Annotated in this window: 10 protein-coding genes; 1 reads left to right on the top strand and 9 read right to left on the bottom strand. The window is 52.2% G+C overall.

Translation table 11 applies throughout. The features are described 5' to 3' along the window. The 9 genes from mscL to QZ554_RS06985 form a co-directional block, all read right to left on the bottom strand. Positions 1-225: large conductance mechanosensitive channel protein MscL (mscL, locus tag QZ554_RS07025; protein ID WP_297195357.1), on the bottom strand; the 225-nt coding region annotated here is incomplete at its 3' end. Between the two features lie 243 nt (positions 226-468). Continuing rightward, positions 469-1,968, bottom strand: a complete 1,500-nt coding sequence (locus tag QZ554_RS07020; RefSeq protein WP_297195355.1) for a bifunctional ADP-dependent NAD(P)H-hydrate dehydratase/NAD(P)H-hydrate epimerase — start codon at positions 1,966-1,968, stop codon at positions 469-471. Between the two features lie 270 nt (positions 1,969-2,238). Then, positions 2,239-3,030 (bottom strand): acyl-ACP--UDP-N-acetylglucosamine O-acyltransferase, encoded by a 792-nt coding sequence (gene lpxA / locus QZ554_RS07015; protein ID WP_297195353.1) that lies wholly within the window; start codon positions 3,028-3,030, stop codon positions 2,239-2,241. Between the two features lie 27 nt (positions 3,031-3,057). Further along, on the bottom strand, positions 3,058-4,443 hold the full coding sequence (locus tag QZ554_RS07010; RefSeq protein WP_297195351.1) for a bifunctional UDP-3-O-[3-hydroxymyristoyl] N-acetylglucosamine deacetylase/3-hydroxyacyl-ACP dehydratase: 1,386 nt from the start codon (positions 4,441-4,443) through the stop codon (positions 3,058-3,060). Positions 4,444-4,445: 2 nt separating this feature from the next. After that, positions 4,446-5,489 (bottom strand): UDP-3-O-(3-hydroxymyristoyl)glucosamine N-acyltransferase, encoded by a 1,044-nt coding sequence (lpxD, locus tag QZ554_RS07005; protein WP_297195349.1) that lies wholly within the window; start codon positions 5,487-5,489, stop codon positions 4,446-4,448. Positions 5,490-5,516: 27 nt separating this feature from the next. Then, entirely contained in the window at positions 5,517-6,353 is an 837-nt protein-coding gene (gene pyrF / locus QZ554_RS07000; protein ID WP_297195347.1) for an orotidine-5'-phosphate decarboxylase, read from the bottom strand. 108 nt (positions 6,354-6,461) lie between these two features. Then, positions 6,462-7,550, bottom strand: coding sequence for a peptide chain release factor 1 (prfA, locus tag QZ554_RS06995; protein WP_297195345.1), 1,089 nt, complete (start codon positions 7,548-7,550; stop codon positions 6,462-6,464). A 58-nt stretch (positions 7,551-7,608) separates the two neighbouring features. Next, complete coding sequence (locus QZ554_RS06990; RefSeq protein ID WP_297195343.1) at positions 7,609-8,775, bottom strand: AIR synthase related protein; 1,167 nt, start codon at positions 8,773-8,775, stop codon at positions 7,609-7,611. A gap of 35 nt (positions 8,776-8,810) precedes the next feature. Further along, positions 8,811-9,665, bottom strand: coding sequence for a glucosaminidase domain-containing protein (locus QZ554_RS06985; RefSeq protein WP_297195359.1), 855 nt, complete (start codon positions 9,663-9,665; stop codon positions 8,811-8,813). A gap of 682 nt (positions 9,666-10,347) precedes the next feature. On the opposite strand from QZ554_RS06985, the gene gltA reads away from it, so the two are divergent. Beyond that, positions 10,348-11,850: an NADPH-dependent glutamate synthase gene (gene gltA, locus QZ554_RS06980; RefSeq protein WP_297195341.1), complete on the top strand. Its 1,503-nt coding sequence runs from the start codon at positions 10,348-10,350 to the stop codon at positions 11,848-11,850. Positions 11,851-11,953: the final 103 nt, after the last annotated feature.

Below are 11,953 nucleotides of genomic sequence, written 5' to 3'. Positions count from 1 at the left end.
TTCCTTGACAGTCGCACCAGCAGCATCGAGTTCTGCGGGACGCAGGACGACCTTAGCATCGCTGAAGCTGCTGCCCGTGATGAGGCCGATAGGAGGCATGATGATGTCATTGACCAGCGAAGTGATGATCTTACCGAAGGCACCACCGATGATGATACCCACAGCCATATCCATGACATTACCCTTGAGGGCGAACTCCTTAAACTCTTGGATGAACTTTCCCATTATTACTTGTGATTAGGTGAAATTAACTATTGTTGGATTTGTTACAAAGATAGTATAATTACCGTAAAATAGTAAAGGGGAGGAGACTGGAATATATCCTAAGTCTCCTCCCCTAATCGGTATAATCGTGATGTTAGGAGGTTTCTAGACCTTGTGCTGTATGCTTCTTGCTCTAAGCGCTTAGTTACTTCTTGATAGGCCTGTGTATTGATTGTGCTCTGCCTATCAGGTAGGAGTAATCTGTTAGTGAGCCTCTAGCTGTCGGTAGGCACTGCCTAGCTGGTCGATGAGCTGGGAGGCTGTGAGGGTGCGCTCAGAGTGTCGCCCAGCGTGGAGCTCTGCGGCTAGACCGCATAGGTGAACACCTAAGGTAGCAGCAGATACAGACTCATAGCCCTGCCCAATAAGCCCAGCAATGACCCCAACGAGGACGTTACGACATCCCATAGAGTAAAGCCCTCTATTGCCTGAGATGTCAAAGAGAACTAAGCCACTGGGTAGACAGATAGCCGTATAGATGCCACGCAGGATGATGTAGCAGTCTAGTCGCTCTGCTAGCTCAATGGCACGAGAGAGACGGTCTGCATCCGTCCTATGCTTAGTGGTCATGCGATCGAACTCCGCGTGCGTGGGTAGTAGAATACTGCCTACTGGGATTCGGTCTAGTAGACTACGCTTATGTGCGATGAGCTCTAGTGCATCACTGTCTAGAAGGACAGGGTTGTTCGTAGAGACGAGTAGACTCTCGAGTAGCGTATGGGCAGACTCTCCTAGTCCGAAGCCTTCGCCAATGACTAGAGCTTTGTACCTTCCAGCCTCCGCCAAGAGTTCAGTACGAGAGAACTTCGAGAGTACGACGAGCTCAGGAAGAGCCAGCTGTAGAGCTAGCTGCTCCTCTTCAGGTACAAGGGTATAGACCTCACGGCAGCCGGCATAGAGGGCTGCCTTAGAAGATAGGAGCGTCCGTCCAGAGTGCCCACTCTCAGTCGTGAGGAAGAGTACCTTCCCCTCGGGATGAATAGGGGGCAGTCTCAGGGCACTGGTCAGGGAGGCATCCTCTGTCAGATAGTAGGTGGCATCCAGCTCATCCTGTGCCTGTGGACTAATCCCAAGAGGTAGGTAGGACCACTGACCGATGAAGGGCTTATTCTCTTCGAAGAAGAAGGCCAAATAAGGGCAGTCGAAGGAGATCGTGTACTTGGCCTTGATGATGTGATCTAGATTATTTCCGGAGTTGTCCTCTGCAAAGAGTCCACTAGGGAGCTCAAGGCTCACGATGGAAGCTTTGGATGCATTGAGGAAATCGACGAGCCCTACATAGCCACCAAAGAGAGGAGTGGTGAGCTCTGTCCCGAATAGTCCGTCGATGATGACGTCCTGCTCCTTGATCCTCGGTGGGGTGAAGTTGCGATAGACTTCCTCTAGTCTTAGATCTCCATCAGAGATACATCTGCGTATGGCTTCGCACTCATCCGATAGCTTTCCTTCACGATAGAATAGGTAGGCCATGATAGCATAGCCTCTCTGAGCCATATATGAGGCGATGCGAAGGGCATAGGCTCCACAGCGACCTGCACCTGCGAAGATATAGATCGTATAGCCCGTCTGAGTGTAGAGACGACGAAACTCTTGCTCGAAGGAGCGTGCGGCACGCTCTATATGATCCTCGGCGGAGAGATGGTCATATACTTCTGCTTGACGATACAGAGCCCGTAGCTGCTTACCTGTATAGATCTTTTGCATTGGATACGAATGAGGGGGAAGGGTTATCGGGTGGTGCCAGCGGATGTGCTCCATGTTCGCTACCTCTACCGAGAGCTTTAGGTCAGGGGAGAGGCGAAGACTATCTAGGAACGCGATCTCCAGTGGAGATTGTGCTGTGTAGATAGGATTCTAGGAGGATGGGGAACAGTGCTGGAGCCATACTTCGGGATACTGAGGGGGAGTGTAGGGGCTAAGTCAGAGGGTACTCTAAGGCTTAGCCTCACTCCATCCCATTGTGAGTAGGGAATACTAGTCCATCGTACCTCGGACGATACCTCGCTCGGAGGAGCGGATGAAGTCCAAGATCAGCTGGCGCTCATAGCTGTCGGGGATCTCCTCCTCGATAGCCTTGAAGGCCTCGGTATTGTTCAGACCACGCTGGTAGAGGGTACGATAGATGTCGTTGATACGGAAGATTTGCTCATTGGTGAAGCCTCGACGACGAAGACCAACGATGTTGATCCCACAATAGACAATCGGGTCACGACCGATGAGCGTATAGGGAGGGATGTCCTTGTTTACACGAGAACCACCCTGGAGCATGACATGCTGAGAGATGCGTACGAATTGGTGGATGAGAGAGCCTCCACTAAGGATTGCATAGTCATCGATCTCGACCTCTCCCGCTACCTGAGTAGCGTTACCGAGGATCACGTGATCTCCGAGGACACAGTCATGGGCGACATGCGAGTAGGCCATCAGTAGGCAGTGACTCCCGACGACGGTGCGACCACGAGAGGCTGTACCTCTATTGACGGTAGCGCATTCACGGATCATAGTATGGTCACCGATGATAGCCACGCTATCCTCGCCTGCGAACTTGAGGTCTTGAGGGATCCCACCTATCACAGCACCTGAATGGATGTGGCAGTGCTTACCTAGTCGGCTCCCGCTCTTGATGACTGCATGGCTCTCGATGATACAGCCTTCGCCAATCTCCGTATTCTCCTCAATGAGGGCAAAGGGATGTACGATGACACCCGAGGCCAACTTAGCCTCAGGATGTACAGAGGCAAGAGGGCTTATATTGTTGTTAGACATAATCTATAACTGTTCCGTTCTAGGTGACTACTTATTCTTCACAACCTGCGCCATGAACTCAGCTTCACAGACGAGCTTCTCGCCTACGAAGGCTAGACCACGCATATTGGCAACTCCTCGGCGCACCTCAGTGAGTAGACGTAGCTTGAAGATGAGGGTATCGCCTGGTACTACCTTCTGACGGAACTTCACGTTGTCGATCTTCATGAAGTAGGTCGAGTACTCCTCTGGATTGTCAATAGTATTGAGTACGAGTAGTCCCCCTACCTGTGCCATTGCTTCTACCTGTAGGACACCAGGCATCACGGGTTCGGTTGGGAAGTGCCCTTCGAAGAAAGGTTCATTCCCAGAGACACTCTTTACACCCACAATGTAGTCTGTGCCGATCTCGATGATCTTATCGACCATGAGGAAGGGATAGCGGTGGGGGAGTAGCTCACGGATGCGGTTTACATCAAGTAGTGGAGCCTGATTAGGATCATAGACTGGAGCCTGAGCCTCGTTTAGCTTGATATCCTTGCGAATCTTGGCTCCCATCTCGTTATTGATCTTGTGCCCTGGGCAGAAGGCTATGATACGTCCACGGATAGGACGTCCGATGAGTGCAAGGTCTCCGAGGACGTCAAGCAGCTTATGGCGTGCAGGCTCGTTGGGGAAGAGGATAGGAGCATTATTGATGTAGCCGAGTGATAGATCCTTCTTGTGTGGGACACCGACTAGGTCACAGATCTTATCCAGCTGCTCCTGCTCCATCGGGGTATCGTAGATGACTAGGGCATTGTCTAAATCACCACCCTTGATGAGGTTGTGCTCTAGGAGTGTCTCTACCTCACGTACGAAGACGAAGGTGCGGGAGGTAGCAATCTCCGTGTCGAACTCCTCTAGGTTCTCAAGGGAGGCAAACTGATTGTCCAGTACAGGTGAGTCAAAGGACACATGGACATCGATCCCAAAGCGATTATCGGGTAGGAGTATGATCCGTGAGCGGCCATCCTCAGAGACTACCTCATGGCGCTGCTTCACGATATAGGGCTCGGCGGGCTGAGACTGTTCCTCTAGACCAACTCGGTTGATAGCCTCGATATAGGCCTTGGCACTACCATCTAGGATCGGGAACTCAGGAGCATTGACCTCGATGATACAGTTGGCGACACCCTTTGCATACAAGGCTGCCATAGCGTGCTCGATCGTACTAACGGAGGCCGAGCCCTTGATGAGGACGGTACCTCGTTCAGTACCCTTGACATATTCGGAGAGAGCGGGGATCTCAGGAGCTCCCTCTAGGTCTACACGACGGATAACTCTCCCTGTCCCTGCTGGAGCTGGGAGGAACTTAATCTCTATATCTAATCCTGTGTGAAGGCCCTTACCAGTGAGGGTAAAGCTATCCTTCAGTGTCTTCTGCTTTTCCATATCTACTTTGATTGTTTTTGCTTTAGTTCTTCTAATTCTTTCTCTAGTGCCTGTAGGCGGCGATACATATCAGGGAGCTTGGGCTGGATGACGAAGCTTCTCATAGCATCTCTTAGAGGCATACTAGGAGAACCCATCAGCACACTGCCCTCAGGCACATTGCTGAGGACACCTGTTTGTCCTCCCATCTCTACTCTGTCTCCTATCGTTATATGTCCGCTGATGCCTACTTGTCCACCGAGCTTGCACCACTTACCTATATGTGATGATCCCGCTAGGCCTACCTGAGAAGCCATCACAGTATGCTCATCCACACTGCAGTTGTGTGCTATCTGGATGAGATTATCTAGCTTGACACCCTTTCGGATGGTGGTACTGCCCATTACAGCTCGGTCAATGCAGGTGTTTGCTCCGATCTCCACATCATCCTCTAGGATAACGTTGCCTAGCTGGGGTATCTTGTGGTAGCCATCAGCCTCTGGTGCAAAGCCGAAGCCATCGGCTCCGATCACAGCCCCTGCATGGATGATACAGCGTGCTCCGACTCGTACTCCATGGTAGAGTGTGGTGTGGGGGTAAAGGATGCTATTGGCTCCAATAGTCACTCCCTTACCAATGTAAGTGTGGGGATAGATGAGTGCTCCCTCACTGATCTTGGCTCCCTCCTCTATGACTGCGAAGGCTCCAATATATACCCCTTCTCCGATCTCTACGCCCTCTGCTATATATGCGTTAGGGGAGATACCTGAGAGGCGGGGTGCCCTCTGGGCCTCTACGAGCTGCATGAGCTGGGCTAGAGCTGCATAGGGATCCTTGACTCGGATCAGTGTGGGGGTAATGGGTTCTCGAGGAGTAAAGTCCTCTCCAACGAGTAGGATAGAGGCCTGTGTGCTGTAGGCAAAAGCTTCGTACCTGGGGTTGGCTAGGAAGGCTAGATCCCCAGGTTTGGCTTCCTCGATCTTTCCAAAGTCAGAGACAAGGACAGAGGCGTCTCCCTCAATCCTCCCTCCGATGATGGGTGCTATCTGAGCGGCACTAAACTGCATGAATGTATACTATATGTGTAGAGAGTGCTATGCCTCTACAAGCTTGTTCTTGATGAGTATCTCTGCCATCTGGTGGCGAAGCTTCTCTGCCTCAGCAGCAGCCCCACTAGCGAATGCTTCTGTGCCATCTGCGTATATGATGCTACGAGAGGCATTAACCAGTAGCCCACACATGCTATTGAGCCCGTGGTGGGCTACCTCTTCCAGACTCCCGTTCTGAGAGCCGACCCCAGGTACGAGGAGGAAGGAGTCCGGGACTATGGCTCGCACTCGTCGCAGCATGGCTGCCTTTGTCGCACCTACGACATACATCATCTGGTCGCTATTTCCCCACTCTAGGCTCTTACGTAGTACTTGCTCGAAGAGGGCATCACCGTCCTTTGATTCGGTTAGCTGGAAGTCAGCTGCACCTTCATTGGAGGTAAGGGCAAGGAGTACTACCCAGTGTCCGCTATACTTGAGGAAAGGCAGCACACTATCGCTCCCCATGTAGGGGGCTACTGTGAGTGCATCCACCTTGAGGTGCTCGAAGAAGCTACGTGCATACATATCGCTCGTGTTGCCAATATCTCCTCGCTTGGCATCAGCTATGATGAACTGATCGGGATAGTTAGACCGTAGATACTCTACCGTCTTCTCAAAGGCAAGGATACCAAAGGAGCCCATACTTTCATAGAAAGCAAGATTGGGCTTATAGGCTACGCAGAGATGGGCTGTGGCATCAATGATTCTACGATTGAAGGCGAATATTGGGTCGTCCTCCTCAAGGAGGAACTGGGGTATCTTACGTACATCGGTATCCAAACCAATGCAGAGGAAGGATCGCTTCCGCTGAATGTTCTTAAATAGTTCTTCTCTTGTCATGGTCTACATTGTTCTATAGAGCTACTTCTCTTGGCAAGAGGTGCTAGCATCCCCGTTGATGATTTAGGGTCTTCCCTAGTGAGTATGCTAGCAGCTCTCTGGGTGCACCTAGAGTGCAGCTTCCTTCATTCGTTCAATATTCTCTGCGATGATTAGCTCGTCGATGATGGGTTGGATCTCTCCGGACATGATCGCAGCTAGGTTATACAGTGTGAGGTTGATGCGGTGATCTGTGACACGCCCCTGAGGGTAGTTGTAGGTGCGTATCTTGGCGGATCGGTCTCCAGTCGAGACCATCGTCTTACGTCGTGCCGCTATCTCCTCGTTGTGCTTGGTGAGTTCTATGTCGTAGAGCTTGGTACGTAGCATCTGCATAGCCAGCTCTCGGTTGGCCAGCTGGGTACGAGCCTGCTGACAGACGACGACGATACCCGTGGGCTTGTGGGTCAGCTGTACCTTGGTCTCCACCTTATTCACGTTCTGTCCTCCAGCTCCTCCAGAGCGAGCAGTCTGCATCTCGATGTCGGCAGGGTTAAGGACGACGTCCACTTCTTCTGCTTCTGGTAGGACTGCTACGGAGGCGGCAGAGGTATGTACACGCCCCTGAGTCTCTGTCTCGGGGACACGCTGTACACGATGTACCCCACTCTCATACTTGAGTACACCATAGACTCCATCACCAGAGACGGTGAAGACAATTTCCTTGTATCCTCCTGCGGTACCCTCACTCACACTAGTTACCTCGGTAGTCCATCCTCGTCCCTCGCAGTAGCGGACATACATGCGATAGAGGTCTCCTGCGAAGAGGGCTGCTTCGTCACCACCTGTCCCACCTCGTATCTCCATCACGACATTCTTGGCATCCTCAGGATCTGCAGGGATGAGCAAGAGCTTGATCTCCTCCTCGAGAGAGGGGATGCGCTCCTCGGCCTCCTGCATCATCTCCCTAGCCATTGTGCGTAGCTCGGGGTCGCTCTCTGTGTCCAGGGTCTCACGTCCCTCTAGGATATTACCTAGGAGGTTCCGATACTCTTTCCCTTTGTCTAGGATACGCTCTAGGTCACGATACTCTTTGCTGAGCTTCATGAATCGCTTCTGATCGGCGATAATATCTGGAGCGGTAATCAGGGAGGTGATCTCCTGAAAGCGGACCTCTAGGCTCTCGATGCGCTGGAGCAGGTCGTTCTCTATTGCCATGAATGTCGTCTAGGGATAAGTAGTAAATATTGTATAGGTGAAGATATGATTTGTGGGGCTATTCGTAGCTTAGGATACCATAGGGGGAGTGGATGGTGAGCTTATTGCTCTCGGCCTCCTCTACACGTCCTATGATGCGTGCTTCGACACCGAAGCTCTCCGAAATCTCGATGATGTGCGAAGCCTCCTCTGGTGCAACGTATAGTTCCATACGATGTCCCATGTTGAAGACCTTGTACATCTCCTGCCAAGGAGTACCACTCTCCTGCTGTATTAGGGAGAACAGTGGCGGAATGGGGAACATATTATCCTTGATGATATGCTTCCCCTCTACGAAGTGTAGAACCTTGGTCTGTGCTCCGCCTGAGCAGTGTACCATCCCATGGATCTTGGGGCGAAGCTCCTGGAGCACTTGACGTATTATTGGAGCGTAGGTACGAGTAGGAGAGAGGATGAGTTGTCCTGCATCTAGGGGCGTACCATCTACTGGAGAGGTGAGGCTACGAGATCCGCTGTAGACAAGTTCGTCAGGAGTCTGGGCATCGTAGCTCTCTGGATAGCGCCCTGCTAGACTATGCTCCAGCACGTCATGTCGGGCGGAGGTAAGTCCGTTGCTACCCATACCACCATTATACTGACGCTCATAGGTAGCCTGTCCAGAGGAGGCTAGCCCTACGATCACATCACCGGCTTGTATACGGGCATTGTCTATGACATCGCTACGCTTCATGCGGCAGGTGACGGTGCTATCGACGATGATCGTGCGCACGAGGTCTCCCACGTCGGCAGTCTCACCCCCTGTAGCATATACACCGATGCCCTGATCACGAAGCTCAGCGAGGAGCTCCTCTGTGCCATTGATGATAGCAGCGATGACCTCACCAGGGATGAGGTGCTTATTGCGACCTATCGTGGAGGAGACTAGGATGCCATCTATAGCGCCCACGCAGAGTAGGTCGTCTATATTCATGATCAGAGCATCCTGAGCGATCCCCTTCCAGACGGAGAGGTCACCTGTCTCGCGCCAGTAGAGATAGGCAAGGGAGGACTTGGTCCCTGCGCCATCGGCATGCATGATATTGCAGTAGCTCTCATCTCCCCCTAAGATGTCGGGGATAATCTTACAGAAGGCCTTAGGGTATAGCCCCTTGTCTACGTTGCGTATAGCGTTGTGTACGTCTTCCTTTGAGGCCGATACACCTCGCTGCATATAGCGTTCGTTCATTGCTTTGTCTCTCTTTATCGTCTAGGCGGTGTGAGCTATCTCAGACGCAGTATATCACCCTCTTCGGGGACATACTCGTCATCCTTGTCATTGAGCTTGTATAGGCGATCCAGCCTGATACCGAAGCGTTGGGAGATGTCGTGCATCGAGTCACCAATGCGTACGATATAGGTCGGATAGCGGGGCGAAGCCTCCTTGTTCTTGGGCTCTAAATAGACTACGTCACCTTCGCTCAATGGGAAGTCAATAGGAGCATCGTTGTACTTAGCTATCTTCTTAGCTGACATCCCTAGGTCCTCTGCGATCCGCTCATAGGAGTCATTCTGATCCGCCAGGACATAGAGCAGTCCATAGCTGATATAGGTGGGTCGCATAGGGCGGTCATACTTAGCAGGAGCTGCTGTACGACGTGTACCCTGTGTCTGAGTACGTCCTCCATAGCTTCGGTACCAACTGGGATACTCCCCATGGTCAAAGGCATAGAGCTCATAGTCCTCGATGACCTTGATCAGCATGTTGGCATAGCCCTTATTAGTGGCATAGCCATAGAGCTGTAGTCCCTTTGCCCATCCTCGGTAGTCATCGTAGCGTAGGGCGAAGAGTCGCTGATATCGTTTGCCCTTCAGGAAGAGGGAGTGATCTTCGTAGGACTCTCTCGCTGAGGGATAGCTACGGAAGCAGTCATTGGGATTGTCGTCACTCTTATAGGTGCGCTTGCCCTTCCATGTCGTGTGGCACTTGATGCCGAAGTGGTTGTTGTGTACCTGTGCTAGGGTACTTGCTCCAGCACCAGTCTCCACGAGCCCCTGAGCTAGTGTGATACTAGCGGGGATAGCATGGCGATCCATCTGCCGACGAGCCTCGGCATTGAAGGTACGGATATAGTCCATATAGCCAGCCTTGCGTACTGCCTGAGCTGATGCTGAGCTCAGAGCCAGTATCAGTGTGAGGAGGCAGAGGACATACCGCCTATAGCCCACCTTATGTCGATGAAGTACTCCCATTGGTCTATTCGTAATGTATACGAGTACAGTAGCTCACATAGCTATGCACGGACGCAAAGATACGAATTATATAAGGAATGCGTCTGACACAGAGTTGTCTGTTTAGGGCTGATGCATGATCCCCTTTAGTATTCTCTACTCTTGGGTACTCTGGGATGTTCCTTCTTGTCTAGGGGGCTTAGCGGTGTCTCTAGTCGAGCCGAAGGGGTAGCCCCGAGGAGAGCTGTGTATAAGAGCTCTACAGAGGACATACTTAGAGCGATGTTGTGTACACGTGTGTATACAGTTGTGTACACGCAGGTACACAGTAGTGTACACACGTGTATACTTGACCCTCCTAGGTAGCAGGTATACGATCGGTGTATCTGCACCTAGGATGCAGATGTTCTATCTTGTGTGTATACTCCTTGACTACCTTGCCCTCGCACTATGGTAATCATACGTCGGATCTAGTGCGTGATATAGGGGGGATATAATTAAGGATAAATGTATGTTATTCATCTAGGTTCCTTATCTTTGTGAAGGATATTATCACTGCAAGCATGTTTACGACTGCATAGCACAACCAATGAAGACAAAGCAAGAGCTAATCAAGGAGCGACGTAGTCAAGACTGGAGAACAGACCTACGGAAGGCTCACCCCAATAAGGAGCGTGTACAGCTGGACAAGACTCCAATGCCCGAGCTCCCTATCTCGGAGCGCATAACATCATTCCATGAGGAGGTCGCCCTCGGCTACTCCCGAGAGGAGGCTATGGCCGAGGCACGCCGCTGCCTAGACTGCCCTACACCAGGGTGTGTCGATGGCTGTCCCGTAGGGATACATATCCCCTCGTTCATCAAGCTCATCGAGCGAGGCGAGATGATAGATGCCCTAAATGTAATCCGTGAGACTAGCTCCCTGCCTGCCGTCTGTGGGCGTGTATGCCCCCAGGAGAAGCAGTGTGAGAGCCAGTGTATCTATACCCTTAGTCTAAAGAAGCAGGCCGTCTCTATCGGCAACCTCGAACGCTATGTAGCCGACTATGAACGACTCCATAGAGACCGCTCCATCAAACCTAAGCCCACTACCTCCCCCCGTCGTGGCAAGATAGCTGTCGTGGGGAGTGGCCCAGCTGGACTCTCCTTCGCTACCGATATGGCTAAGTGGGGCTATGACGTGACCGTCTATGAGGCTCAGAGCGAGCTCGGGGGGGTCATGCGCTACGGGATCCCAGAGTTCTGCCTACCCAATAGCATCATCGAGGATGAGATCCAGCAGATGCGAGACCTAGGGGTACACTTCGTGACAAATACTATTGTCGGTGAGACGATCTCCTATGATGACCTAAAGGCTGCTGGCATGGAAGGGATCTTCATCGCCACTGGGGTAGGTGTAGCCAACCACATGGGGATCCCCGGCGAAGACCTCAAGGGGGTATATACCGCTAGCGAGTATCTAGCTAAGTACAATATGATGAGCCCTGAGGAGCTGGCAGCAGAGCTTCCCCAGCTCAGGGGCAAACGTGTCGCCGTAATCGGTGGCGGCAATACGGCCATAGATGCCGTACGTACAGCTATCCGTCTAGATGCACAGCAGGCTATGATCGTCTACCGAAGGAGCGAGGAGGAGATGCCCGCTCGTGCCGAGGAGATCAAGCACGCATGCGAGGAGGGTACTGAGCTCCTGACCCTGCACAATCCCGTAGAGTACATAGGAGACTCTTCTGGGCGAGTCGTCTCTATGCGCCTACAGCGTATGGAGCTAGGAGCACCCGATGAGAGCGGGCGTCGCCGTCCAGTGGCTATCCCTGGGGATATAGTGGAGATGCCCGTAGATGAGGTAGTCGTCTGTATCGGCTACTCTGCTCATCCTTTGGTCTCCTCGTCTATGCCTGATCTCAGGGTAGATAAGTGGGGGAATATCCTCGTCAACGACGACAAGCAAACCTCGATACCTGATGTCTATGCGGGGGGAGATATAGTTCGTGGGGCGGCTACAGTCATCCTCGCTATGGGGGATGGGCGCAAGGCTGCTACAGCTATGCACCAGCGTCTCACTGGACGTATCGAAGAGGGAGCACTCATATAGCTCTCTTGGAAGAGGGGGGCTTTAGTCCAGGAGCACTGCTCCTAGGTCTATCCCTATACCCCGTATATAATAAGCCCAAAGCAGAGAGGCGACACATCCACTT

The sequence above is a fragment of the uncultured Porphyromonas sp. genome, assembly GCF_915070105.1.
Classification (GTDB): Bacteria; Bacteroidota; Bacteroidia; order Bacteroidales; family Porphyromonadaceae; genus Porphyromonas.
The sequence above is the reverse complement of the archived record's forward strand: the minus strand, read 5'-3'. Positions and strand labels throughout refer to the sequence as shown.